21 protein-coding genes are annotated in these 25,525 nt (G+C 70.1%); 11 read left to right on the top strand and 10 right to left on the bottom strand.

Features of this window, described 5'->3' with window-relative positions:
• Nucleotides 1-33: 33 nt before the first annotated feature.
• Together OOK40_RS18535 and OOK40_RS18530 are read left to right on the top strand one after the other, a co-directional pair.
• On the top strand, nucleotides 34-1,218 hold the full coding sequence (locus tag OOK40_RS18535) for a sensor histidine kinase (RefSeq protein WP_266482787.1): 1,185 nt from the start codon (nucleotides 34-36) through the stop codon (nucleotides 1,216-1,218).
• The gene (locus tag OOK40_RS18530) at nucleotides 1,215-1,847 is read left to right on the top strand and encodes a response regulator transcription factor (RefSeq protein WP_266482783.1); all 633 of its coding nucleotides are present in this window, start codon (nucleotides 1,215-1,217) and stop codon (nucleotides 1,845-1,847) included. The genes OOK40_RS18535 and OOK40_RS18530 overlap by 4 nt, the downstream gene beginning before the upstream one ends.
• A 55-nt stretch (nucleotides 1,848-1,902) precedes the next feature.
• Here the strand turns inward: OOK40_RS18530 and OOK40_RS18525 are convergent, their stop codons facing one another.
• Together OOK40_RS18525 and OOK40_RS18520 are read right to left on the bottom strand one after the other, a co-directional pair.
• Complete coding sequence (locus tag OOK40_RS18525; RefSeq protein WP_266482780.1) at nucleotides 1,903-2,214, bottom strand: DUF5955 family protein; 312 nt, start codon at nucleotides 2,212-2,214, stop codon at nucleotides 1,903-1,905.
• Nucleotides 2,215-2,333: 119 nt separating this feature from the next.
• The gene (locus tag OOK40_RS18520) at nucleotides 2,334-4,220 is read right to left on the bottom strand and encodes a serine/threonine-protein kinase (protein WP_266482777.1); all 1,887 of its coding nucleotides are present in this window, start codon (nucleotides 4,218-4,220) and stop codon (nucleotides 2,334-2,336) included.
• Nucleotides 4,221-4,386: 166 nt separating this feature from the next.
• Here OOK40_RS18520 and OOK40_RS18515 point away from each other — a divergent pair, with 166 nt between their 5' ends.
• Together OOK40_RS18515 and aceB are read left to right on the top strand one after the other, a co-directional pair.
• Nucleotides 4,387-5,004, top strand: a complete 618-nt coding sequence (locus tag OOK40_RS18515; RefSeq protein WP_266482774.1) for an NTP transferase domain-containing protein — start codon at nucleotides 4,387-4,389, stop codon at nucleotides 5,002-5,004.
• A 217-nt stretch (nucleotides 5,005-5,221) separates the two neighbouring features.
• Entirely contained in the window at nucleotides 5,222-6,844 is a 1,623-nt protein-coding gene (aceB, locus tag OOK40_RS18510; RefSeq protein ID WP_266482770.1) for a malate synthase A, read from the top strand.
• A gap of 98 nt (nucleotides 6,845-6,942) precedes the next feature.
• Here the strand turns inward: aceB and OOK40_RS18505 are convergent, their stop codons facing one another.
• Both OOK40_RS18505 and OOK40_RS18500 read right to left on the bottom strand, forming a co-directional pair.
• Nucleotides 6,943-7,914 carry a DNA-3-methyladenine glycosylase gene (locus tag OOK40_RS18505; protein ID WP_266482767.1) on the bottom strand — a complete coding sequence of 324 codons (972 nt, stop codon included), beginning with the start codon at nucleotides 7,912-7,914 and terminating at the stop codon, nucleotides 6,943-6,945.
• Between the two features lie 2 nt (nucleotides 7,915-7,916).
• Nucleotides 7,917-8,288, bottom strand: coding sequence for a VOC family protein (locus OOK40_RS18500; RefSeq protein WP_266482764.1), 372 nt, complete (start codon nucleotides 8,286-8,288; stop codon nucleotides 7,917-7,919).
• A gap of 85 nt (nucleotides 8,289-8,373) precedes the next feature.
• On the opposite strand from OOK40_RS18500, the gene OOK40_RS18495 reads away from it, so the two are divergent.
• From OOK40_RS18495 to OOK40_RS18485, 3 genes are all read left to right on the top strand, one after another.
• Nucleotides 8,374-8,835, top strand: coding sequence for a MarR family winged helix-turn-helix transcriptional regulator (locus OOK40_RS18495; RefSeq protein WP_266482762.1), 462 nt, complete (start codon nucleotides 8,374-8,376; stop codon nucleotides 8,833-8,835).
• 353 nt (nucleotides 8,836-9,188) lie between these two features.
• On the top strand, nucleotides 9,189-9,746 hold the full coding sequence (locus OOK40_RS18490) for a hypothetical protein (RefSeq protein ID WP_266482759.1): 558 nt from the start codon (nucleotides 9,189-9,191) through the stop codon (nucleotides 9,744-9,746).
• A complete protein-coding gene (locus OOK40_RS18485) occupies nucleotides 9,743-10,735 on the top strand; it encodes a hypothetical protein (RefSeq protein WP_266482757.1) in 993 nt (330 codons plus the stop codon). Before OOK40_RS18490 ends, OOK40_RS18485 begins: the two co-directional genes overlap by 4 nt.
• A 63-nt stretch (nucleotides 10,736-10,798) precedes the next feature.
• Here OOK40_RS18485 and OOK40_RS18480 read toward each other — a convergent pair whose 3' ends face one another.
• A complete protein-coding gene (locus OOK40_RS18480) occupies nucleotides 10,799-15,709 on the bottom strand; it encodes a DUF3320 domain-containing protein (protein ID WP_266482755.1) in 4,911 nt (1,636 codons plus the stop codon).
• A gap of 304 nt (nucleotides 15,710-16,013) precedes the next feature.
• Nucleotides 16,014-16,964 carry a fibronectin type III domain-containing protein gene (locus tag OOK40_RS18475; RefSeq protein ID WP_266482752.1) on the bottom strand — a complete coding sequence of 317 codons (951 nt, stop codon included), beginning with the start codon at nucleotides 16,962-16,964 and terminating at the stop codon, nucleotides 16,014-16,016.
• A 220-nt stretch (nucleotides 16,965-17,184) separates the two neighbouring features.
• Between OOK40_RS18475 and OOK40_RS18470 the strand changes: the two genes are divergently transcribed.
• Nucleotides 17,185-17,982, top strand: coding sequence for a hypothetical protein (locus OOK40_RS18470; RefSeq protein ID WP_266482750.1), 798 nt, complete (start codon nucleotides 17,185-17,187; stop codon nucleotides 17,980-17,982).
• A gap of 405 nt (nucleotides 17,983-18,387) precedes the next feature.
• Nucleotides 18,388-19,200, top strand: a complete 813-nt coding sequence (locus OOK40_RS18465; protein ID WP_266482748.1) for a CAP domain-containing protein — start codon at nucleotides 18,388-18,390, stop codon at nucleotides 19,198-19,200.
• A gap of 23 nt (nucleotides 19,201-19,223) precedes the next feature.
• Here OOK40_RS18465 and OOK40_RS18460 read toward each other — a convergent pair whose 3' ends face one another.
• The 3 genes from OOK40_RS18460 to OOK40_RS18450 are packed head-to-tail and all read right to left on the bottom strand — an operon-like array spanning nucleotide 19,224 to nucleotide 21,510.
• On the bottom strand, nucleotides 19,224-20,528 hold the full coding sequence (locus OOK40_RS18460; protein WP_266482746.1) for a HAMP domain-containing sensor histidine kinase: 1,305 nt from the start codon (nucleotides 20,526-20,528) through the stop codon (nucleotides 19,224-19,226).
• Nucleotides 20,525-21,217 carry a response regulator transcription factor gene (locus OOK40_RS18455; protein WP_266482742.1) on the bottom strand — a complete coding sequence of 231 codons (693 nt, stop codon included), beginning with the start codon at nucleotides 21,215-21,217 and terminating at the stop codon, nucleotides 20,525-20,527. Before OOK40_RS18455 ends, OOK40_RS18460 begins: the two co-directional genes overlap by 4 nt.
• Nucleotides 21,218-21,270: 53 nt before the next feature.
• Nucleotides 21,271-21,510 (bottom strand): hypothetical protein, encoded by a 240-nt coding sequence (locus OOK40_RS18450; protein WP_266482739.1) that lies wholly within the window; start codon nucleotides 21,508-21,510, stop codon nucleotides 21,271-21,273.
• A gap of 10 nt (nucleotides 21,511-21,520) precedes the next feature.
• On the opposite strand from OOK40_RS18450, the gene OOK40_RS18445 reads away from it, so the two are divergent.
• Nucleotides 21,521-21,826, top strand: coding sequence for a hypothetical protein (locus OOK40_RS18445; protein WP_266482735.1), 306 nt, complete (start codon nucleotides 21,521-21,523; stop codon nucleotides 21,824-21,826).
• Nucleotides 21,827-22,038: 212 nt separating this feature from the next.
• Nucleotides 22,039-23,220 (top strand): GDSL-type esterase/lipase family protein, encoded by a 1,182-nt coding sequence (locus OOK40_RS18440; RefSeq protein WP_266482733.1) that lies wholly within the window; start codon nucleotides 22,039-22,041, stop codon nucleotides 23,218-23,220.
• Nucleotides 23,221-23,248: 28 nt separating this feature from the next.
• Here the strand turns inward: OOK40_RS18440 and OOK40_RS18435 are convergent, their stop codons facing one another.
• A complete protein-coding gene (locus OOK40_RS18435) occupies nucleotides 23,249-25,411 on the bottom strand; it encodes a hypothetical protein (protein WP_266482731.1) in 2,163 nt (720 codons plus the stop codon).
• Nucleotides 25,412-25,525: the final 114 nt, after the last annotated feature.

The raw sequence follows: 25,525 nt of genomic DNA, 5'->3' as shown, positions 1-25,525 counted from the left end.
GCGCCCGCGCACCCCCCTTACGCTGGGACGACCATGGATTCCCGCCCCCTCACCCCCGTCCTGCGCGTGCTGCGCCTGTGCCTGCACGCGCTGCTGGCCGGGCTGCTCACGCTCGCCGCGATACGGGCCCTGTCGGACGGCACCCCGCACGCCTACGCCGTCGTGGCGGCCGCCGCCGTGATGGCCGCGGTGTACGCGGCCGGTGTGCTGAGCCCGGCCGTGCACCGCTCACCGCGCGCCGCCGCGCTCTGGCTGTCCGCACTCGGGGCGGCCTGGCTGGCGCTGCTCGCCCTCTCCCCCGACGGCCTGTGGGCCGCCTTCCCGCTGTACTTCTTGCTGCTGCACCTGCTGCCGGTGCGCTGGGGGCTGCCCGCGGTCGCCGTGACCGCGGCCGCGGCCATCGGGAGCTTCCTGCTGCACGGCAGGACGATCACTCCGGGCACCTTCATCGGACCGCTGCTCGGCGCGGCCGTCGCCGTCGCCACCGTGCTCGGCTATCGCGCGCTGTACCGGGAGAGCGAGAGCCGGCGCGAGCTCATCGAGGAACTGGTCTCCACCCGGGCGGAGCTCGCCGAGGCGGAGCACCAGGCCGGGGTGCTGGCCGAACGTGAGCGGCTGGCCCGGGAGATCCACGACACCCTCGCCCAGGGGCTGTCCAGCATCCAGCTGCTGCTGCGCGCCGCCGAGCGGACCCTGCCCGAAGGCGCTCCGGCCGCCGCGCATGTACGCCGGGCCAGGCGGGCCGCCCAGGACAACCTCGCCGAGGCACGCCGTTTCGTACGCGCCCTGACGCCGCCCGACCTGGAGCACGGCTCGCTGGCCGGGGCACTTCAGCGGCTGTGCGCCACGGCGCCCGGGCCCGCCGTCCAGTTCGGCATCAGCGGTATGCCTGTCGAGCTGCCCACTCCGTACGAGGTCGCCCTGCTGCGTACCGCGCAGTCGGCGCTCGCCAACACCGTGCGCCATGCCGCAGCGGGCCGGGCCGAGATCACGCTCAGCTTCATGGACACCTCGGTCTCGCTCGATGTGGTCGACGACGGCCGGGGCTTCGACCCCACGACCGCGGCGCCGGTGCCGCACGGGGACGGCGGTTTCGGGCTGCCCGCGATGCGTTCGCGGGCGCGGTCGCTCGGCGGAACGCTCAGCGTGGAGTCGGCCCCGGGCCAGGGCACGGCGGTCGCGCTGACACTGCCCCTTCCCGCGCAGGTCTCCGCATGAAGGCACCGATCCGCCTGCTGCTCGCCGACGACCATCCCGTCGTACGGGCGGGGCTGCGGGCGGTTCTCGACACCGAGCCCGACTTCGCCGTCGTCGCGGAGGCGGCCACGGCGGAACTGGCCGTGGTCCGGGCCGCGGCGGGCGGTGTCGACGTGGTGCTGATGGACCTTCAGTTCGGCCCGGGCATGTACGGATCCGAGGCGACAGCGGCGATCAGCGCGCTCCCGGACGCGCCGCGCGTGCTGGTCCTCACGACGTACGACACGGACGCGGACATCCTGGCGGCGGTGGAGGCGGGCGCGGCGGGCTACCTCCTCAAGGACGCGCCCCCGGAGGAACTGGCCGCGGCGGTCCGTACGGCGGCAGCGGGCCGGTCGGCGCTCGCCCCGGCCGTGGCGCACCGGCTGATGGACCGGATGCGGACGCCGTCGGAGGCGCTGACGAAGCGGGAGCTGGAGGTGCTGCAGCTGGTGGGGGACGGACTGTCGAATCTGCAGATCAGCAAGGAGCTGTTCCTGAGCCAGGCGACGGTGAAGTCCCATCTGGTGCACATTTACGCGAAGTTGGGGGTGGACTCGCGAACGTCCGCGGTGGCAACGGCGAGATCCCGCCGTCTGATCCGCGGCTGAGCCCGTCCCGTTTTCAGCCTGTCCGGCGTTTGAGCAGCAGACTCCCGGACAGGTCCTAGCGCGGCACCTCGCCGAACAGGTCGACCGCCTCCCGCACCGCCATCAGCCCGGGCGCCAGCGCACTCACCGACCCGATCGCCCCGGCGATCAGCAGCAACGAGCGCCGCATCCGGGGGATCTCGGGATCGCCCGCCGCCACCATCGCGGCCAGCACGGCCAGTTCGTCCTCGGCGATCCCCCGGTCGGGGAACTCGCCCGGATGACCGGCCAGTTCGCGGCGGAGCCGGGAGACGGCAGCCCGCAGCTCCGTCTCCCTATGGTCCTCGCCACTCACTGTCACCCGCGTCTGCCCCACGCTCCGCAACAAAGCCCGCCCCCTCGCAGGTCCTTATGGCCGTTCGACGACCGTCAGCAGTTGGTCGGACACTGAGGGTCGCGGGCAAGCTACGCCATCCGATGCGGTACGCGCCACTCCGCGGACGGAATTCAGGACTTCGGCTGTACGGAGTCCATCGCACCGCGCCAGACCGTCACATCGACGGTCATGTAGTGGCTGGGATCCGATTCGGGCGCCCTTCCCTGGTAGGTCACCAGGCCGACGTTCCCCGTCTCACTCAGCACACAGAACTTCGCGCCCTTCGAGAGATTCTTGATCTCGAGCAAAGTGGCGAACCGGGTCTCACTCTTGCAGGTCGCCAGGTCGGCGCTCTGGCCCGGGCCCAGGAGGATCAGCTTTGCGTTCCTGGCTTCGATCGTACCGAGGTAGTACTCGTGCTCGAAGTCGAGGGTGTTGGCGCTTTCGCTCTCAACCGGCTTGACCGGCTCGTCGCCGAGGCTGATGCCGTAGTCGTCCGTCACGTTGAGGCCGTTGTACGTCTTGGGCTTCGGGTCCGCGACCGGCTGGGAGGGCTTGGTGGACTTGTCGCCGCCCCGGCTGTCGGTGGCGCCGTTCCCGCTCGTGTCCGACGTGCTGCCGCCCTGGGACTGGCTGCCCTTGTCCTTGTCCTTGCCGGACAGAGCGACGTACACGCCACTGCCGACGAGCGCGCCGAGCACCAGCGTGATGATGACGGCGGTGGCGAGAGTGCTGCTCTTCTTCTTGGGCGCGCCGGGCGGGAGCTGCCCGGAGGCCGTCTGGTAGGGCTGCACCGGATACGGCTGCGGGGCGCGGACGTGCTGGGGCGCGGTATGAGCGTGCGGGTTGGCATGCGCCTGCGGGTAGCCGTAGGTCGGGTTCTGGGGCGGCGGGCCGAAGCCGGGCGGCGGGGTCGCCGGGGCCGAGGCCGTGGTGGGCGGCGGAACCGGAGCGGGCGACTGCATCTGAGCCGGGCCCGCGGTCTGCGTGGGCGCGTAGTGCGGCGACTGGACCGGCGGCTGCTGGACGGGAGCCTGCGCGGCAGCCTGGGTGGGCGGGTGGGCCGGAGCCGGGGCCTGTCCGGCCGGCGGTGTCACCGGCGGCGCAGGCGCCGCCGTGCGCGTGGTGATCTCGGCCGCCACCGCGCCCGGCAGCCACTCCTCGGGACGCCGCAGCACCGTCTCCGCATTGGCGGACTGGCAGATGGTGAGCAGCTCGGCGACCGACGGCCGGCCGTCCGGCTCCTTCGTCAGGCAGCGGGTCACCAACTCATGCAGCTGGTGGGGCAGTTCGGTGAGGTCGGGCTCCTCGTGCACGATCCGGTAGAGCACGCCGTGCGAAGTGCCTTCACCGAAGGCCGCCTTGCCGGTCGCCGCGAACGCGGCGATCTGGCCGAGCGCGAAGATGTCGGTGGCGGAGGTGACCTGGCTGCCGGCGGCCTGCTCGGGGGCCATGAAGGACGGCGTGCCGATGGTGACGCCGCTGCTGGTGAGCGAGGTGGCGTCGGCGGCGCGGGCGATGCCGAAGTCGATGACGCGCGGACCGTCCGAGGACAGCAGCACGTTGGCGGGCTTGAGGTCGCGGTGCACGATTCCCGCCCCATGGATGACATGGAGCGCCTCGGCGATTCCGGCTACCAGCAGCAGCACGGTCTCCACCGGCAGCTTGCCGTGCTCGTGGACCGCGTCGGCGAGCGAGGGCCCGGGGACGTAAGCCGTGGCGAGCCAGGGCTGCTTGGCCTCGGCGTCGGCGTCGATGACCGGCGCGGTGTACAGGCCCTGCACGCGCTGCGCGGACTGCACCTCCTGGGCGAACCGGCGGCGGAACTCCGCGTCCTGGGCGAAGTCCGGCCGGATCACCTTGATGGCGATGGGACGGCCGCCGGGCGTGTACGACAGATACACCTTGCCCATGCCGCCCGCGCCGAGCTTGGCGGCGAGCTTGTATCCGGCGACGTGCTTCGGATCGTCTTCGGCCAGAGGCTGGAAGACCGTTCCCTCGTGTGCGCGCCCACTCATCGAACTCTCGTCCCCCATGCCGAACTTCAGTATCGGAGGGCACCCTATCCAAGGCTCGCCCCGCTCTCCACGTCGGACGACCGATGGCGCCCGCTCGGTTGCGGAACACGGCCGGCGGGCGGTGAATCGCTCGGCACTTCGACCGGTTATGAGGTAAGGAGTCCTTATGGCACACCCACTTCCCCACCCATCGAAGGAACCGGTCGTCGCCGGACTGCTGCTCGCCGCGGGCGGCGGGCGGCGGCTCGGCGGACGCCCGAAGGCGCTGCTGACGCACCGGGGCAGGCCGCTGGTCGAGCACGCGGTGCGCGCGCTGCGCGAGGGCGGCTGCGCTCCGGTGCATGTGGTTTTGGGTGCGGCTGCCGACCGCGTACGCAAGGAGGCCGATCTGTCCGGCTGCGTACTGGTCGACAACCCCGACTGGGAGGAGGGCATGGGCTCTTCGCTGCGCGCGGGTCTCCAGTCGCTGTCCGCCACGGCGGCGGACGCCGCGCTGGTCTCGCTGGTGGACCAGCCGGGGATCGGCGCCGAGGCGGTGGCCCGGGTGCGGGCCGCCTACCGCTCCCGTCAGTCGCTGGCGGCGGCCGCGTACCGAGGCGAGCGCGGCCATCCGGTTCTCTTCGGCGCGGGGCACTGGCAGGAGATCACGGCGAGCGCGGTCGGCGACCGCGGCGCTCGCGCCTATCTCAAGGAACACGAGTCCTCGCTCGCGCTGGTCGAGTGCGGCGATGTGGCCGAGGCGTACGACATCGACACGGCGGCGGATCTGGCGCACCTTGAGTGAACGGCGTGGCACTCAGCGCCATGGTCTGTCGACCCAGAGAATCTCGATATCAACAAACCATTGAACTTCCACCATGAGGAAACTACTATCCACTGGTCAGAAGCGCCCGACACCCCAGACGGCGCCCGCGACCGCACCTCGGCTCTTGCGGCACCGAGTGCCGTAACCGCACGCCCGGCGGCCGTCAGGCACCGCCCGCTGAAGGAAGTGACAGCTCATGTCCGCACCAGCGCCGTCCCCGCTGGCCATCGTCGAAGCCGAGCACCTGCCCCGGCAGGAAGAGGTCCTCACCGAGGCGGCCCTCGCCTTCGTGGCTGAGCTGCACCGGCGGTTCACACCGCGGCGTGACGAGCTTCTCGCCCGCCGCTCCGAGCGCCGCGCCGAGATCGCCCGTACCTCCACCCTGGACTTCCTCCTGGAGACCGCCGCGATCCGCACGGACGACTCCTGGAAGGTCGCCCCGGCCCCCGCGGCGCTGAACGACCGCCGGGTGGAGATCACCGGACCCACCGACCGCAAGATGACCATCAACGCCCTGAACTCGGGCGCGAAGGTCTGGCTCGCCGACTTCGAGGACGCCTCGGCCCCCACCTGGGAGAACGTCGTCCTCGGCCAGCGCAATCTGATCGACGCCTACGAGCGGAAGATCGACTTCACCGACCCGAAGTCCGGGAAGACATACGCCCTCAGGCCGAACGAGGAGCTCGCGACCGTCGTGATGCGCCCGCGCGGCTGGCACCTCGAGGAGCGGCACCTGCAATTCGAGGGCCGTCCGGTCCCGGGCGCGCTGGTCGACTTCGGCCTGTACTTCTTCCACAACGCCCAGCGCCTGATCGACCTCGGCAAGGGCCCGTACTTCTACCTCCCGAAGACGGAGTCGTACCTGGAGGCCCGCCTCTGGAACGACATCTTTGTCTTCGCGCAGGACTACGTCGGCATCCCGCAGGGCACCGTCCGCGCGACCGTCCTGATCGAGACGATCACGGCGGCGTACGAGATGGAGGAGATCCTCTACGAGCTCCGCGACCACGCGGCCGGTCTCAACGCGGGCCGCTGGGACTACCTCTTCTCCATCGTCAAGAACTTCCGTGACGGCGGCGAGAAGTTCGTGCTCCCGGACCGCAACGCGGTGACGATGACCGCCCCCTTCATGCGCGCGTACACCGAACTCCTCGTCCGCACCTGCCACAAGCGCGGCGCCCACGCCATCGGCGGCATGGCGGCCTTCATCCCCTCCCGCCGCGACGCCGAGGTCAACAAGGTCGCCTTCGAGAAGGTCAAGGCCGACAAGGACCGCGAGGCGGCCGACGGCTTCGACGGCTCCTGGGTCGCCCACCCCGACCTGGTGCCGATCGCGCTGGCCTCCTTCGACGCGGTACTGGGCGAAAAGCCCAACCAGAAGGACCGGTTGCGCGAGGACGTCTCGGTGGCGGCCGGCGATCTGATCGCGATCGACACCCTGAACGCCAAGCCCACGTACGAGGGCCTGCGCAACGCCGTCCAGGTCGGCATCCGCTACATCGAGGCATGGCTGCGCGGCCTCGGCGCGGTCGCGATCTTCAACCTGATGGAGGACGCGGCGACCGCGGAGATCTCCCGCTCCCAGATCTGGCAGTGGATCAACGCGGGCGTGGTCTTCGAGAACGGCGAGCTGGCCACCCCGGAGCTGGCCCGCACGGTCGCGGCGCAGGAACTGGCCGCGATCCGCGCGGAGATCGGCGAGGAGGCGTTCGCGTCCGGCAAGTGGCAGCAGGCCCACGATCTGCTGCTGCACGTCGCCCTCGACGCCGACTACGCGGACTTCCTGACGCTGCCCGCGTACGAGCAACTGGCAGGCTGAATCTATCTGTACGCCCGACGACGCCCCCGGTTTCGCACAGCACCGGGGGCGTCGCTGTTGGTTCGAGGCCACCGCCGGCACCTTGACCGCCGCGGGCCCTACCGCACCGACCGGCCGCGGGCTGCCGGCCCGGCCTGCTCCTCAGGGCGGGTACGCAGCAGGAGCGCGACCCAACTGCGGTAGGGCGCCCAGTGGTCGCTGATTGCGGCGAGCCGGCGCACATCGGAGGCGTCGGGGTCGCTGAGGCCGTAGGCCTCGGCCATCGAGGCGTGGAGCCGGCGTTCATGGCGGGGGAAGACGTCGGGGTGTCCGGCGCCGCGGATGAGGATGAGCTCCGCAGAGAAGGGGCCGATGCCGGGCAGGGTCCGCAGATGAGCAAGGGCGTCTTCCCCTGGCATCGCGCGCAGCCGGGCGGCGTCGAGATCACCGGCGAGAGCCGCGTCGGCGAGGGCACGCAGCCGTTCGACCTTCGTCTCGGGCAGGCCAGGAACACGGCTGAGTCCGCGCAGGACCAGCGGGGTGGGGAAGGCGTGCAGCGACTCCCCGGCAACGGCGACGCGCTGTCCATGGTCCTCGGCGATGCGGGCCTTGATCGCGGCGGCCTGGACCATCCGGATGCGGTGGCCGGTGACCGCCCAGGCCGCGGCCTCGTACGGCGAGTAGAAACACACCGGCCGCAACCCCGGGTACGCCGCGATGAGTTCGGCCACGACGGGATCGCCCTCGGCGAGCCGCGGGAACCCGCTGCCGTCGACGTCGAGCGAGAGGATGCGGGCCAGTTGCGCCCGCACCGCGCTCACACCGTCCGATTCCGCGGATGCCGCGCCCGTCCCGTCCTTGCCCGGATCCCTGGCGAGCACGGTCACATCCGCCTGCACGGTGCCCTCCGAGCCCTGTGCCTGCCTCACCGCCGCGCCCACCGTCGAGCGGCCGTCGTCGGCGGGAAAGGCCAGGCGCAGCACCCTGCCGTCCGAGGCGTCGCGGTACCCGGCGGGTGTAAAGCCCTCCAGGAACCGCATGCTCGCCGCAAGTGAGAACGGCCCGCGCGGGGTGATGGCGATGGCGGTCATGGTCAGCCTTCGTGCGTGGTGATGGCGTAGCCCTCGGGGCCGACGAACGTGAACATCCTGCCGAACGGACCGTCCTCGGGTGCCTTGGCGATGGGGATCCCGGCGGCGTGGAGCTTGTCGTGCAGAGCCTGCGCGTCAGTGGTCGGGAACCACAGGGCGACGCCGAGCCCGGGCCGCTCGACTGAGCCGAGATCCACTCCCGGCAGCGGCTCGCGGACGGCGAACGGAACCGGCTCGGTGGCGAACACCACGGCGCCGGGCGGCGAGAGGGGAGCCCGGCGCAGCCCGAGCAGCTCCTCGTAGAAGGTGGCGGCCGCTTCGACATCGCGCACCTGCAGAGCGATGAAGTCCGGCCCGTCGGCGGTGACAGTCATGAGTACTCCTCGATCGTGTTGCATGTCAGGACTTTGACATACGACGAAGTTAGACGGCGCCGCGGACACATGTCAAACTCCTGACATGCATGATGCGACTCCCTCCAGCCAGGCCCCGCCCGCCACCGACGTGACCGAGCGCCTGGGCTACCGCCTGAAGCGTGCCGCCGCGGCGCTGCGCGGCGCGATGGACAGAGCACTGCGGGAGTACGGCCTGACGGTGCCGCAGTACGCCTGCCTCGAACTCCTCGACCAGCGCCCGGGCCTGTCCAACGCCGAGCTGGCCCGCGGCGCGTTCGTCACGCGGCAGTCCATGAACGTCGTCCTTCGCGGACTGCAGGACGCCGGCCTCATCACCCGGCCTGCCACCACCGACCGCGGCCGCGCTCTGCCCGCCCACCTCACCGATGAGGGCCACCGCCGCCTCGCGGCGGCACGCTCCGCCGTCTACGCCATTGACCAGCTCATGACCGACGCCGTCCCGGAGCAACGTCTCGCCGAACTCCTCACCGACCTCGACCACATGGCGGCGGCACTGGACGGGTGAGAACGGCGGCCCCGCGCCAGGGGCCGTTCACCACTCACTGGTCTCCAGGTTGATTTGAACACCGAATGTGGCGCCGGAAGCCGACGCCGACCAGGCCGCCGCGCGTTCCGCGATCGCGGTCTCGGTGAGCTGGTCCCGATGTGCAGCTCCGACAGCCGCATCGCCTCGTCAACGCGCCCGGCCTTGGCAGCCGACGGCAGTCCGAACCCCGGATCACTATCCCGGGGGCCTTTGGGCACCAGCCGCTTGCCCATCGCCTCTCTGTCACCCCATCGGCGGAAGAATCTCATCCAGCTCCCCGGCACCAGCCCGCTGCCATAGCCTGCTCGGACGATCACCCGCGAAGGAGCCTCATGCCTTCCCTGCCGCCCTTCCTCCCGGCCACGGACACGTTGCCGCCAGGGCGCTTTCCCCTCACCTGGGAAGAGGTGGAGAGCGAGCTGGTGAAGAGCGAGCGATTCGCCGGCTCCGCCACACGAGCGGAGATCTTTAATGAATGGGAGTTCCACTACGCGGCAGTGGAGGCCGTCCTCGGAGCAGTGAGCCGGATATGGCTGGCCGGGAGCTTCGTCAGCGGCAAGATCGACCCCAGCGACGCGGACGTCACCTATCTGATTCCGCACGATGTCTACGATGCTCACGCATCAGACAGCGATGATGCGGACTACCTGGACAACCTGGCAACCCGGGACTGGTGTGTCGGCCAGGGGATGCGAGTGGACGCGTACATCCTGCGGCTGCCGGGGACCACCCACTTCGGCGACCTCGGTGTGACCGGAGCCATGGCGCTGGGAGACCGGGAAGTGTTTTACAAGCTGGGTCTCTACGACGAGATCTGGCAGCGTTGCCGAGCGACACTTGACGGCAGTGGCACAGACAGTCGGCGCGGATATGTGGAGGTACTGCTTTGAACGCCCCGCAGAGCCTGCCCGACCCTTCGGACAGGCAAGCTCTCCTCGCCTGGCTGCAGGCCAACCGGGCAAAGGCAGCCGGTCACGCGCCTGTACATTCGCTGGCCGAGCTGGCAAGCGCTCAGAACCGGCGCCTCCGGAATGCGATCGTTCATGGGCAGCTCATCGATCAGGGACAGCAGGACACATTGCGCCGCTCCCTCTGGCTCGCGCTCGACGGGCCGCCGGTACGCGATCATCGTGTGGAGTCCGCTGTTCTGGGTGGTTGGCTAACGGCGCTTCAGGCAGCCGTCACATCAGTCGCGCACGCCCTTGACGATCAACGCCCCACGCATGATTCGGGCCCGGTCCCCAAGGAGATCCAGCGTGCCACGAAGCTGTATTCAGCAGCTGTCTTCCCCTCGTCCTACGGAATGGTTCTGGAAGAAGCCCCACCGGAGGCTCAACAGGAGCTACGGGATGTCGGCCCGACAGAGTCGCTACTCGACCGCACGATGAGCACGATCCTGGATCTGGCCGATAAGGCCGAATCAGGAGCGGGCTCCGAGGACGCGATCCTCGCCACCGCACTTCCCCTCGGGCGCCGAGCGTCGGGACACCTGTCAACGCTCTCCGGTGTCGTCGCCGACGCAGATGCCAGGGTCAGACTCACCTGGCAGTCACCACACAGCGGGCTGAGGTCTTCGACTCTCAGCAGCGACGGGGCGCAACGCTGTCGGCAGACGCTGCGAGCAGCGGAATTCGAGGATCGCGAAGACACCTTCGTCGGCACCGTGGTGGGTGGCAGCAAGGTGCGCGGAACCGTCGAGGTCGAAATCGCAGAACATGAGGTCATCACGGTTCGTGCCGACCGCGAGGTGACCGCACTAGTGCGTGCCTACGCCGATCGTAGGGTCCGAGCGCGGGTTCTGGTCACCACGGCCCGATCCCCACTGGGCCGTGAACACCACAGTTACCTGCTGCTTGACCTGGAACAGGACGAGAGCTGAGCCCATATGGGCTGCAGCCCGAAGCGCAGTGCTCGACTGCCCGGCGCAACCCATCAGACTCTGTCAGCGCACCGCGTTAACCCGCCCCGGACCGCCCTCCAGCCTCCGCTGCCGGTACAGCTCCACGATGTCCGCCGCCAGGCAGTCGCGGATGTCCTTGCCCATGCGGCGCCAGCCGAAGAAGTCGCACGCCTGCTTGATCAACTCATCTTGTGACATTCCAGGGCATTCCGATGCAAGCTCGCACAATGCCAGATGCCGTTCCTCCGGGGCGATGTACGTGACCTTGCGCGCCATTTCCCCGTCCTCCGGACGCCGGGCCTTCAGCGCTTCCGCCCGCTCCGCCACGTCGAAGAAGGACCCTTCTGAGGCGACGAGGCCCGAGCGGACCAGAGCCCGCGCCACCTCCCGCACGTTGTCCCTGATGCGGTTCCCTGCCCGGCCGAGTCCCCAGGCCTCACGCGCCCGCTGAACCAGCACGTCCTCATGGATAGGGCCCTCGACCTCAATGATCTGCGCCAGCGCCTTACGCAGAGTCGGCCGGGCCTCCGGCGTGTGGAGCTCGTAGTGCACAGTGACGCTGATCGACGCCGTCCGGTACTGGGCGCTCCACTCGCGCGCCAGCTCACTGTCGACAGGCACCCGGTCGTACTCGACCTCGACCCGCGCCTCCGCACGCGGAGCCGGAACTGTCGGCAACGGACCGCCCCCGTCCGGGCCGGTCTCGGACGAGCCGCCCGCTTCCGAAACCCCTGGCGCCGACACGGCCAGCGGTCCCCGAGCGATGGCCTGCTCGACCGCCTCGCGCAGGCGCAGCTCCGCCGCCGCCCGGCCCCGGTACCAGTCCGTTCCCCAGATCCGGTACAGCCGCCAGCCGAGCCCGTTCAGGACCTGCTCGCGCAGCCGGTCTCGGTCCCGGGCAGTCTTCGAGGAGTGATACATCGCGCCGTCGCACTCGATGCCGAGGGCGTACGCACCGGGCAGTTCCGGGTGGCGCAGGCCGAGATCGATGCGGTATCCCGCGACGCCGACCTGAGGCTGGACCGTGTAGCCCCAGTCCTGCAGCACCGTGCGGACGGACTCCTCGAAGGGGCTGTCCGGCTCCGCGTCGGACTGGACGACGTCGCGGGCCAAGACGGCCGGGCCGTTATCTGCATACTCCAGGTAGCGCTTGAGATGCTGAACGCTCTCGTTCGAGCTGTCGGGCAGGCTCGTACCGCGGAAGGAGGCGACGACCTCCATGCGGTAACGGGCGCGGGTGATTGCTACGTTGAGGCGCCGCCAGCCCCCGCCCTTATTGATGGGGCCGAAGTTCAGACCGAGCTTGCCGTACTCGTCGGGGCCGTATCCGACGGACATGATCATGACGTCGCGTTCGTCACCTTGTACCGATTCGAGATTCTTCACGAAGAAGCCGTCGAGGCGCCCCTCGGTGAAACAGTGATCGAGATCGGGGCGCATCAACCGGGCCTGCTGCACAGCCTGGTCGATGGCCGAGGCCTGCGCCTGCGAGAGGGCGACCACACCAAGAGTCCGGCCACGACGGGTGTCGAAGTGGTGGATGACGCGCTCGGCGACGAAGTCGGCCTCGGCGCGGTTGTCACGACGGCCACCCCGGTCGTAGACGCCGTCGGCCTTGCAGAAAGCGACACCGACGTCATTGCCCTCGTCGAGTGCGCCGGGGAACGTCACCATCGAGTTGTTGTAGAACGAGCGGTTGCTGAAGGTGATCAGGTTCTCGTGGCGGCTGCGGTAGTGCCAGCGCAGGGGCAGTTCTCGCATGGCGCCCGCCTTGCAGGCGTGCAGCAGTGACTCGAACGAGTCGGGGACGTCCTCCTCGTACTCGTCCGAATCGTCCTCCACCGAGGAGTCGAAGAACGAGGTGGGCGGCAGCTGCTTGTCGTCACCGGCGACGACAAGCGTGCGTCCGCGATAGATGCAGTTGATCGCGTCGCTGGGGCGGACCTGCGACGCCTCGTCGAAGACGACCACGTCGAAGTGGTAGTCGGCGGGAAGGAACTGGCTTACCGTCAGCGGGCTCATCATGAAGCATGGCTTGATCGACTGCACGACCTCGCGGGTTCGGCCGAGAAGCTCACGCACCGGCATGTGCCGCGTCTTCTTCTCCGCCTCGCGGGTGATCACGGCGCCGCCTCCGCTGCCGAAGCGGCGTGGCCGTCGCTTGTTGCACGCCTCGATCACCGCACCGCCCGCGGCGGCGATCAGGCGGAGGTCGGCTTCCCGATAGTCCGACACCCGTGCGTCGAGGTCGTCCGAGCGTGTCGTGCGCAGCCGGTCGTCGGTGGCGAGGATGCCGTCGGCCCAGGACCGGAGCATTGCCTGTTCGACGATGTCCGGGAGCCGCTCCGGGTCGACACCCCGCTCTGCCGCGCTCGCGACGAGGTCGTCAGCGCCGTGGCGGGCCAGGACAACAAGGCCGCCACGGTAAGCCTGCCATTCCTCGGGGCCGTGCGCGTCGGCAAGCAGCGCGTCGATCACCTGCTGGGCCTGATCGAAGGTGCCGAGTAGTGACGGTGAGAGCTGCGCTCCTCGCGCGGCGTCGAAGATGTCGAGGAGCGCGGTTACCGACGCGGACCAGCGTTCGGTGCGGCGGGTCGCGACCGCGCACCAGTCGCCCAGCAAGCGCCGTACGCTGTCGGCCAGCAGCACGGGCAGGCGGTCCGTGTCGGCGTCGTCGGCCAATTGGTCGGCGAGCAGGTCGCGCCGGTCGGCATCGCGGCTCAGCTCTGCGATACGGTCGGCGGTTGCCAGGGCCATATCGAGCGCGTCCACCGCCTGCTGGCTGCGCGGGGCATAGCGGCCCAGGAGGGTGGCGTGCCCGTCGGCGAGGCGTACCACCTCGGCCGCTGCGTTGCGCCAGGCCAGGGCCTCGTCCAAGCGGCCCGTGAGCGACTTGTGCCATGTCCCGGTGCGGGTGAGTGCGGTCACGGCGGCGCGGTCGGCCTTGTACTGAGCCGAGAAGCGTGCCATCAGTCCACGGTGCTGATCGGTGAAGCGCGCTACCAGATCGGGCAGGTCCGCCTCCTGGAGGACCTGCTCGCCGAAGACGTCCTCGGCCGCCGTCCGGGCCTCGCCCTCGGCGTTCAAGGCCTGGCGCAGCTCCTGAGCTGCCTGATGTGCCTCGCGCAGGGTGTCGGCGTCGAACCAGCCTCGCGGCGGTCGGTGGCCGGTAGTCGTCAGATCGGCGAGCTCGCACAGGGCGAATGCCACCTCGGCGCGGTCCTGCTTCGCCAGACCGAACAGGTCGGCGAGCTGGGCAAGTTGGCCGGAGACGTCCTCCGGCAGGGACGGGTCCGGCGAGCCAATGCCGTCGGGCAGACCCGCTCGCAAGGAACGCACGGTCTGCTGAAGTTCGCGGACCGAGCGGGGCTCGTCCTGCGTGGCAGCGAAGGGGCGTCGGCCGGTCGCGGTCCGCAGGCCGTCGAGAGCGTCGGAGGCCTCGGTGACCACTTGGTGCGCCGAGGTGCCGACCAGCCCGCGCCACGGGAACGACTCTCCTTCGGCGGCGGGACGCCAGGCCCGGCTGATGGCGCCGGCGGCAGCAGCGATCTCCTGTAAAGCGCCTGCGCTCAGAGTGCGGACGGTCTTCGCATTCTGGGCGGACAGCGGCAGTTGCGGGGTGCCCGCCTGCTCCAGCTGAACCAGGCGTCCAAGAACGTCGTGAAGAGTTCGCTCGAGGGGGTCGCGGGTCTGATTCATGGCCGCGGCGTACGCGGACAGTTCTTCACGCAGTCGACGGGCTCGCTCCAGTTCGTGCTCGGCGGCCCCGGTGACACGGGCCTCGGTGGTCAGGACCCGGGCGAGTTCGGTGGCGACCGCCTTCTTGCTCGTATCGCCGCTGTGCAAGGCCATGACGGAGTCGCCGAGGCCGACGCCGCGCAGCCGATTGCGTACAACGTCGAGCGCCGCGGCCTTCTCACTGACGAACAGCACGCTACGGCCGGCGTGCATGAGCGCGGCGATCATGTTGGTGATGGTCTGGCTCTTGCCGGTACCGGGCGGGCCGCTCATTACGAACGACCGGTTGTCGAGGGCGGAGGCGATGCACTGACGCTGCGAGGCATCGGCGTCCAGCACCAGCGGGGTCTTCTCGGGCAGCTGGACGTCGTCGATACGGTCCAGCTCCGGGGGTTCGAAGCCAATCAGGTCGTCAGGCAGCCCCGCGTCGGGCCCGAGAGCGACCGCTCGGACCAGCGGGTGGGCGAGGATCTGGTCCTCATGCTGCTGAAGGTCTTGGTACATGGCCTCGCGGTGCGATTCGAACAGGCTGAGCACCACCCGCTCGTCGACCTTCCAGTCCTTCAGTCCTGCCGCGACCTTGCGGGCGGCCGAGATCACGGCGGCCAGGTCGGTGACGTCAGTGGTGGTGACCGGGCCCCAGTCGACTCCGAGGCGCTCCATCTTCACGGCCAGGGCGGGATTGTGGACGCGGTCCTGGTTGCCGGCGAGGTGAAGCCGGTAGCGGCGGTGGCTGCTGGGGCGGCGCAGCTCGACCGGGACCAGGATCAGTGGCGCCGAGCTGCTCTCATGGGCGTCGTCTTCACACCAGTCGAGCATGCCGACGCCCAGCCACAGCACCCATAGGCCGTAGTCGTTGAACATCTGACCGGACTTCTGCCGCAGTCGGTACAGCGCGCTGTCCAGGGTGGCCTGGGTCGTCTTCTGGGTGACCAACCCGGCGCAAGGTCTCCGGTCGACGATCCCGTTGCCTTCGTCATCCGCTTCTTCCGCGACCGGTGCGAAGTCCCAACCCTTGGCGAGGTCCGATAAGAGAGCATTGGCACCGGGCGAAGTGAGTTCCAGGGTCGCGGTCTTGGTGTGGCGGAAGTTCAGCAGCCGGTTGCGCCCACCCATGTCCAGCAGTGAATTACGCCAACCGTCGAGGACAGCCTTCAGCCGGTCAAGACCGGGATCGCTGGTGGCGGTGCGCACGGTCCGGGACTGATGGGGCATACGGCGAGTACCTCCTGAGCAGAACGCACAGGGGCATCCAGCTCACAGGTCCCCCCTGGAGGTATCTACATATCAGCCCACACCTGACGACACGCCGGAGATCGAGTACGCGCTATGCACTCGTTGCCGCACGCAGGTCCATGGGCCACTCCGTGCCCAACTCCTCCGCCAGAGTGTTGAAGACCGCGAAAAACTGACGGCAAGAGCCTTCGTGAGAGTCTGCTCCGAGGCGTCGTCCGCGGCACTCTGCCATACAGGGAGTTTGGCCGCGGCCTCCGTCCACTCCTCGACTGGCTCCATTCCGCTATCGGACCACCACCGTCCGCTGCGCCGAGAAATCGCCCCACTTACCGTCCGGCAGCTTGGCCCTGAGCTTGATGCTGTAGCGGGTGCCCGGCTTGTCCACGACCGTGATCGTGTACGCCGCCGTCCCGGCGGGAGGCTGGGCACCCCAGACAATCGTCGTAGCCAACTTCCCGTTCAGGAACAGCTGATGCTCCTTGACCGGACCACCGGTCTGCGGTGGCGTCCAGCTCAGATCGATGTTTCCCTTGCGGGCAGCCGCCTTGAGATCGGTGGGCGCCGTGCTGGGCCCCTTCCCCGGCGCCGACGCGGTGGTCAGGTCCACGGCGTTGCTGTCCGGGGAGGAGTTCTCGGCGGCGTCGCGTGCCCGCACGGTGAAGGTGTAGACGGTGCCGGGCCGCAGCCCGCTGACACGGGCGGTGGTCTCGGTGCCGCTCACGCTGTGGATCCGGGAGTCCTCCTGGTAGATGTCGTACGAGGTGATGCCGACGTCGTCCCCGGCCCGCACCCAGGACAAGGTGGCCGCACGGCTCCCGTCGGCCCGGACGGTGAGCTTCAGCGGTCGCGAGGGCGCGTGATGGTCCTCGGGCGTGGGAGCCGGCGTGGTGATGGCTACAGCGGCACTGGGCTTCGAGAGGTTGCCCGCGGCGTCGCGCGCCCGGACGGTGAAGGTGTACGAGGTCTCGGGTGTCAATTGGTCGATGTCGACCATGTTCCTGGTAGCTGGCAGCGCTTTGACCCTGGCGCCCTTCTGGAATACCTCGTAGCCGGTGACCGCCTTGTTGTCGGTGGCCTGGTTCCACATGACGTGGACGGAGGTGGCGCTGCCCGCCTGGGCGGTCACCCCGGCGGGTGTCGTTGGGCGTTCGGTGTCCTTCTCCCCGCCTCCGCAAGCGGTGAGGACAAGGATGGCCGCGCAGGTCAACGCGGCGGGTGTGGGGGGACGTTGCACGGTCTGACCTCCGCGGACGACGGCAATGGTCCAGACCTATATGGCACAACCGCGGCCCGCCTCACAAGAGGGCAGGCGCGGATGGCGATCAGTCCGCCGCCGCGCCTCGTGGCCCGGAAAACACAGTCCACGGCGGCGCGGCCGTGTGGCACTCTTCCCTCGGGGGCGATCATTCCTACGACCGCCGGATCCTGACCAGCTGTCAATTCCCGGAGTGATCATGCGCCGTTCCCTCATCCTCCTCGGCACCGCTGTGCTGCTGTGCACCGGTTGTGCGGGCAATGCCGGGAACGACGCAGAGGAACCGGCGAGATCGACGGTCACCCAGCGCGCGCACGACGCGTCGACTGTGCGAGCCGCAGTTGCCGCAACCAGTGGCAGCACCGCCCGGATCGAGGAAAAGATCGAGCTGCGCGACGGGGGCACGACATACGTCCTCTCCGTCACCGGCAGCTTCGACCTGGCCAAGGACAAGGGCCGACTTGCCGTGGACCTCCCGGGCGGGGCCATCAGTCACATGGACGAGATTTTCGCCGGCGACACCGTCTACCTGCGCGGTGTCAACGGCCTCGAGGACGCATGGGGATCGATGGCTCGCGACAGGGCCGAGGCACACTTCCTGCTCCGCGCACCGCTCAACGACCCCGAGCACGTGCTTCGGCAGGTGGCAGCGATGCAGAAGGTCTCCAGGCTCGGTGAGGAAAACGTGAACGGCGTACCGGCCGTGCACTACCGCGGCACGCTCGACCACCAGACCCTTACGCTCCGGCTGGCAACTGGCGTGCGGACCAAGGCAGACGCGATGCGCGATGCGCTCGGCAGCGAGATCCCGGTCTTCGCGGACGCTTGGGTCGACGGCAAGGGACGGGTGGTGCGCGTCGGCCTGTCCTTCACCAGCATGACGAGCGTCACGGTGACCATGACCCTTTCGGATTTGGGGAAACCTGTTACGGCGGTCGCGCCGGCACCCGGCCGCGTCCTCCCGGTGACCGGGGTCACCGGCGTTCTCCCGGGGTGATCACTCCGGCGCCGGGGTCTGCAGCCCCCGGTCACGCCGTACGCGCCGCGTGCACCGGCCCCGCAGGCGCTTGCACCGCTCACCGGTCCAAGGCCACTGGTACGTCTACGAATTCAGCACGCCGGTCGCACGGAGGCCGGTGCCCGTGGCCGCTCTGTCCGTCTGAGCGCGACGGCAGCACACGGTCGGCTCGCCTCGATCGCGCTGACGGTGAGTATCCGACGTATCCGGCGTAGCCGACGGAAGTCTTAGGGCTTTCTTAGGGCTTCTTGAAGAAGACCTTCCGAACGCCGTTCCCGGCCCCGGACACCCATACGCTCTTGCCAACCCCCCACACCCGGTGGGCGCGATCGCGCGCCTGCCGGGGTTTTCCCGAGCTCGACACACTCCCGAGGTGTTGCACGTATGGGTTCCCGAAGAGCCGATCGCCCCCAGCCCCGTTCCCACGCCCGCCCCAAGAACGGGCTGCGGGCGCGCAATGTCGTTCTGGCGCTCGGTGCGATCACCGTCACGACGGGCGTCGGCGTCACCCTTGCCACGGGCGGCGGCAACAGCGGCTCGGCGGGCAAGGTTACGACGGATGCGGCCGACCTTCCCGGACCGACGGACGGCCAGGCCGCCGCGGGCAGCGCGTCGCCCCTTGCCTCTCCCTCGGCGATACCCAGCGCCACCGCCTCCCCGAGCCCGCGTGTCACGGCCTCCGCCAAGCCGAAGCGGACGGCGACTGCGACCCCGACTCCGACCGTGCAGTCCAAGAGCGGGAGCGGCGCCGGTGATGCGAGTCGGCCGACCGAGCGGTCGGGCAGCGGCTCGGGCGACGACGGCGGGTCGTCGAACGGCGCCGAGGCGCAGGTTCTCGCGCTCGTCAACAAGGAGCGCGCGTCGGCCGGTTGCTCGCCGCTGACCTCGAACGCGAAGCTCACCAAGGCCGCGGACGACTACAGCGACGTCATGGCCGACTCGGGCGTGATGTCCCACACCGGGCCGGACGGGTCGACGATGGCCGGCCGCGTCGAGGCGGCCGGATACGCCTGGTCCACGCTGGGCGAGAACATAGCTCAGGGGCAGTCCGACGCCGCGGCCGTCATGGACGCGTGGATGAACAGCCCCGGCCACCGCGCCAACATCCTCAACTGCTCCTTCAAGGAGATAGGCATCGGCGTGCACTTCGGCGACGGTGGCCCCTGGTGGACGCAGGACTTCGGCGCAAGCCGCTAGCCGCTAGCCGCTAGCCGGACCGGCTACAGCTCGTCGCGCGCCAGCCCGAAGGACACCCGTACCCGGGCCCCGCCCATCGCGGCGCGGGTGATCTCCAGCTCCCCGCCCGCCACGGAGGCCGCGCGCGCCACGATGTCCAGGCCGAGGCCCGTGGAACCACCGACGCTGACACCCCGGGTGAGCGCGGCGTCCGGGTCGGCAACGCCGGGACCCGCGTCCTCGACCGTGAGCAGCACGTGCCGATCGGTGCGCTCCACGCGTACGGCGAAGGCAGTGCCCTGCGGAGTGTGCCGGAAGACGTTCCCGATCAGCGCGTCCACGACCGCGGCGAGGTCGTCCTCGGGGAACCGGACGGGCGTCCGGCGCGGCGTGAAGGAGCGCTCGTACAGCCGCTCCTGCTGGGTGGCGAGCACCGACCAGAAGTCGAGCCGCATCGCCACCACTTCGGTCAGCTCGCAGGGGCGCGCCGGAATTGTCCCGTTCACGGGGCCGGCGGCCAGCGGGGTGCGCGCGGCGGTGATGATCGAGTCCAGTTCGCTCTCCAACTGCGAGACGGCCTCCGTGATCCGCCGGGCGCCCGGTGAACCACCCAGCAGATCCGCCTCCAGGTACAGCGCGGTCAGAGGGGTCCTGAGCCGGTGCGAGAGATCGGCGACCATCTCCCGCTCAATGGCGAGCAGTTCCACGACCCGGTCGGCCATGGTGTTGAACGCGGCACCGGCCTCCTGGAGCTCCGGCGGACCGTCCGGATCCACCCGTACGTCGAGGTCCCCCGACCCCAGGGCCAGCGAGGCACGCTTCAGGCTCCTGGAAGAACGGACGACCCGGGCGCCGAGCCGGTCGGCGACCAGCACCGAGCCGCCCACCAGGCCGAGCGCGAGCAGCGACATGACGCCCCACGAGGCCCACACGCCCCGGGTCAGATCCCCGGTGGGCACGTACGCCTCGACGACCGCCACCCGGTTCTCGGCGAGGACGACGGGCTGGAGGTAGACCCATCCCTCGGCGGTGTCGAGCGCCAGCGTCTCCCGCTTGCCCACCGCGCGTTTCAGCGCCTCCTGCGGGGCGTGCAGGGTGCCGACGAGCCCGCCGTCCGGGAGCCGTACGGCGAGCCGGTCGTCCGAGCCCAGGCCCGAGACCGCCTGCTGCACATCGGCGCGTCTGGTGGTCAGGGCGAGTACGGGTGAGAGAGCCGCCGCCCGCTGCTCGGCGGCGGTGGTCACCCGGTCCCGGGCCTGTTCCCGTACGAGCAGGGCAAGCGGAACGAGAAAGGACAAAGCGACCATCAGCGTCGCGGCCAGGGAGATCCCTGCGAGGGCGCGTCTCATGACGGCGAGGCGACCAGCTTGATCCCGATACCGCGCACTGTGTGCAGATAGCGCGGATGCGCCGCCTTTTCACCCAGCTTCCTGCGCAGCGCCGAGAGGTGGACGTCGACCGTCTGGTCCTCGAGATAGGGCTGCTGCCACACCTCGGCGAGTATGCGCTTTCGGGATATGACCTGGTCGGCGTTCTGCGCGAGGTAGGCGAGCAGGTCGAACTCCCGCCGGGTCAGGGCGAGTTCGCCGCCGTCGAGGTGTGCGGTTCGGGCGAGTGGGTCGATCCTGAGACCGGCGACCTGGAGGACCTGCTGCCGGTTGCCGTCGTCCGCGGCCGGCCCGGACCGCCGCAGTACGGCCGCGAGCCGGGCGGCGAGCTGGCCGCCCGAGAAGGGCTTGACCATGTAGTCGTCGGCTCCGGCGTTGAGGAGCCTGATGACCTCGGTGTCGTCGTCGCGGGCCGTGGCGACCAGTACGGGTACCCGCGAGATGCCCCGGATCATCCGCAGCACGTCGAGACCGTCCAGGTCGGGCAGCCCGAGGTCCAGCACGACGATGTCGGGCGGGCCCTGGGTGATCTGCCGCAGCGCCTCGAAACCCTGGTGAGCGGTCTTCACCGCGTACCCGTGTCCGGTGAGGACCTCGATCAGCGCGGCCCGGATGACTGGGTCGTCCTCGACGACAAGTACGGAGGCCATGAGCAGGCACGTTAGCGGGTCCGCCAAGATGGTGTCGTGTCCCGGTACCTGCGCTACGTGCTCATCTGGCTGTCCTGCACGGCGGCCAGCGTCACGGCCGTCATGATCACGGTCCATTTCGTGGTGGGCTCGACCAGGCCGACGGCCCCGGTCGCCCAGTCGGCGGCGAAGGACTTCACCACCGCCTCGCCGCAGGCCTCGGCGACTCCCAGCGCCTCCCCGAGCCCCGAGCCCACCCCGAGCCGGCCGTCGCCCAGGCCGAAGCCGCCCAGGAAGACCGACAGACCCCCCACAGCGTCACCCGTGGCCCGCACCACTCCCCCGCCTTCACAGGAGCAGTCCGGGGCGAACCCGGGCGGCGTGGGCTGCGAGGAGGGCGGCTCGGGCGTGCACACCATCACGTCCCAGGGAGGGAAGGCCACCGTGCGCTACGGAAGCGGCGGGGTGTGCCTCATCTCGGCGGTGCCGAACCAGGGCTTCACGGCGAGCACCACACAGAGTGCGCCGGACACTCTGACGGTGACGTTCGCGGGCGACCGGCACCGCTCGGAAATCACGGCATCGACCGTTCCCTCGGACCGGGCGAGTGTGCGGGAGACGTCCTTCTGAGGGCGTCCCGACGTCGGATCGACCTCGGGCATTTTCTCGCCACGTTCACATCCGGCGGCGTGACCGAACCGAAACCTGCGGCTACCTAGCGGTAACAAGCCACGGCGTGCGAGATTCCGCGTGCCACCGGCCGGCGGCCCCTCACACCCACGCCATTACCGCCTGGACTTTGTCGTGCCTCCAGGCGCGGCCGACCGCAGGAGTGTTCCGCCGTGACCGGATTTCGCACTACGCGTGTCTCCCCGCTTTCCCGAAGACGGGCCGCCGCCGCGGCCCTCGTACTGCCGCTGGTCTGCACCGCCCTGCTGACCACCGGGGCCGGCTCGTCCGCCGCGAGCCCCGCCTACGGGCCCACCGCAATCGTCTCCATGGGCGACAGCTACATCTCCGGCGAGGCAGGCCGCTGGCAGGGCAACAGCCTCACCAACAGCACCAGCCGCGACGGCACCGACCGGGCGTGGACCGGCAGCGGCTACGACCCGAGCCGGGTATACGGCTCGACCTCCTTCAACGGCTGCCACCGGTCGGACTCAGCCGAGGTGCGCAGTGCCACGGGCCTCGCCGCGGCGCAGATCAACATCGCCTGCTCGGGCGCCACCACGGCGAACGTCTTCCGGGCCTCGAACGGCGGTCAGGCGTACAAGGGCGAGGCCCCGCAGGCCGACCAGCTCGCCACCATCGCAGGCACCCACAAGGTCGAACTGATCGCCCTGTCGATCGGCGGCAACGACCTCGGTTTCGCCGACATAATCACCACGTGCGCCACGGACTACATCGTCTGGTACTCGTACTGCTACGACGACCAGCAGGCCGTGGTCGACTCGAAGATCGACAAGGCGATGGCCGATGTCGGCAAGTCGGTCGACGAGATACGCGCCGTCATGTCCGGCGCGGGCTATGCCGCCTCCGACTACCGCATCGTGCTCCAGTCCTACCCCTCCCCCATCCCCCGGAGCACCGAGAACCGCTATTCGGAAAGCGGCTGGTCGCGCGTCAGCACCGGCGGCTGCCCGTTCTGGAACAAGGACTCGGACTGGGCGCGCGACTCCCTGGTCCCGCAGATCGCGAACCGTCTCAAGGGCGTGGCGTCGGCGAAGGGCGTACAGTTCCTGGACCTGCGGGACATGCTGCAGGGCCGTGAGGTGTGCGCCAAGGCGAGCAAGCTGGTCAGCGCCACCCAGCCGCCGTCTGCCACCAGCAGTGAGTGGGCACGGTGGATCGACAGCGACTCCACCCAGGGCCCGGTCCAGGAGTCCATGCATCCGAACTCCTACGGTCAGCTCGGCCAGGGCCGTTGCCTCACCCTGATCCACGCCTCGCCGACCGGTAACCACGCGTGCCGCAACACGGCCGGGACCGGAGCCGCCGGGATGTACCTGTCCCCGCTCTCCTGACGGCACCCGACTCCGGTCTCCGGGCGGATCAGCGTCTGCGGGTCTTCTTCGACCGCGTCCTCAGCGGGTCGGTCGCCGCGGCGGTGCGACGGGCGACAGCCGCGATACCGGGGTCCGAATGACGGTCACCGAGGTCGGCCAGCACGTGATGCGCACGGTTGGCATCGGCGTCGGCGAGCGCGGCGATCAGGGCCCCGGGGCCACCCGGCCACGTGGTGCCGACCGCGTCGAACGCGGTCACCAGGGAACTCGGGGCGAGCCCGGGTTCAGCCAGGCGGTCCTCGTGGTGGCCCGCGTTCAGGTCGTCCAGGACGAGGGCCGCCCGCGCGCTCACAGGGACCTGCCGTTCATCCGCCTGCTCTCCGCGGGCGCGCAGCGCCTGGAGGGCATACGCGCCGAGCGCGGGGTCGGCGAGCTGTCCGCGCAGGGCCGCCGGCGGTGCGGTTGAGGTGTCCAGGGAGGTGAACAGGGCGCGGGTGAGGCCCGCCTCGTCGGTGCCTGGCTTGGTGGCGGCGAGGGCGCCGAGGATTTCGTCCCATGCCTCGGCGGCGTTCTCGCGGGCGGTCAGCCAGTCGGTGAAGGCCCGGGTGGTGGCGTCCCGGGGCCAGAGCCGGGCCGCTTCGACGAGGGTGGCCGGCTCCCAGCCGGTGACCGTGTCCCGGTCGGGCGCGGCGACCGCACCGGCCTTGAGCGTGTGGCGGACCGCGGCGGCACCGAGGGGGGTCAGACCGAACGCGTCACCGGTCCGGAAGACCGCGCCGGTGGCGGAGAGCCGGTCGACGACGGCGGCGAGCGCTCGGGCGGGAGCGTCGAGCTCCGTCCGGTCCTCGTCATCCAGGGCCGGGAGGCCGAGCAGGTCGGACAGCTCCTGCGCAGCCGGGGTCGCGTACTCGGCCGGGGCGCTGTCCGGGACCGGCACAGCCCTGTTCTCCACGGCCGGGTCGATCAGCCAGTCGTTGTACTCGGCGGCCTTGCGCGCCACGGATTCGGCGGTGCAGCCGCGCTCGTACAGGGCGTACAGCAGGTGCGCCGCGTCGTCGGCGTACTCCCGGTCCAGGGTTGGATCCTCCGTGAGACGCCCGACGGCCGTGGCGAGGATGTCCGCCGCGAGTTCGGTGAGTTCCTGCGGGGTGCCATCGGCCCAGATCCCGGCGGCCGGGCCCGGTGTCGTCAGCAGGCCGTCCTGCTGGAGCAGGCCACAGGCGACCGCGAGGTGACGCACCTCCTCGTCCACGAGATCCGGCCCGTCGGCTGCCGCCGAGAGGAGGGCGGGCAGCGGGGCTTCTTGGAGCAGGCCGCGCACTTCCAGCGGCGCGGGCAGTGCGGGCGGCGGCGGGACCGGGAGACCGGAGTCGCCGTAGTAACTGAGGTGCTGATCGAGCAGCGCGTCGGCAAGGACGAGGTGGGGCGAGTCCTCGGGGCCGGGGGCGAGATGCGCGTACGGCCCCGAGAAGGCGTCGGACAGTCCGGCGGCCGTCCAACGATCCATCAGCGTGCCCGCGATACGGCGCATTTCGCCCGGAAGCCCTTCCTCCGGATCCACGTCCACCGCCTCCAGGGGCAGACCGGGCAGCAGGGGCCCGGCGGGCGAGGGCTGCTCAAGATCGCGGGCGAAGGCCCGCAGCAGGGCCTCGGCCAGGAGGATCTGTGTGACGACGGTTCGTCCGGTGACATCCGCCCGCTCCACCCCGGCGGGCAGGGCGGGACGGTCGGCCCGTGGAGTGCGTTCGTGCGCGTCGAGCCGGCGGAGCACCGCCTCGGGGTCGTCGACGGGTGTTCCGTCGGCCCGCATCAGCGACGCGTACCAGCGCGGCCAGGTCAGATTGCCCGGATCGGCCATCGCCCGCCGGGATTCCGGCACGGCCTCGTCGATCGCGGCCAGCAACCGGGCGTGACGCTTCGTGTTCAGCCGGCCCCTGGCCCGTACGAGGTCGGCGAGCGCGCGCAGGACGGCGGGGGCAACGGGCAACTCGGACTCGGTCACGCAGACCAGGACGGGCACATCCTGGTGGAGCACCTGCCGGACCAGCTCGGGGGTCGGCTCCGGCAGGCCGGACCGGCGATCCGCGCCTCTGAGTACGAGCAGGGTCAGCACGGCGTCGGCGATCCGGGCGGAGGAAGGGCTGCCGAAGCCGGTGGCCTCCTGGAGGAAGAGATCAAGGCCTGCGTCGGGGGTGAGGCTAGTGGTCACATCTCCCAGCGTAGGAAACGGCGCGGGTCCCTGCGGGGTCGCTGGACGGTTCATACCCGTTCCGGTTGCGTACGCTCTGCCGCGAAGCCGACGAAGGCTCCCGTGCCCGGGCTT

This window comes from Streptomyces sp. NBC_01481 (assembly GCF_026339995.1).
GTDB lineage: Bacteria > Actinomycetota > Actinomycetes > Streptomycetales > Streptomycetaceae > Streptomyces.
Note: the sequence above shows the minus strand (reverse complement) of the source record. Positions and strands in the feature narration are given on the sequence as shown.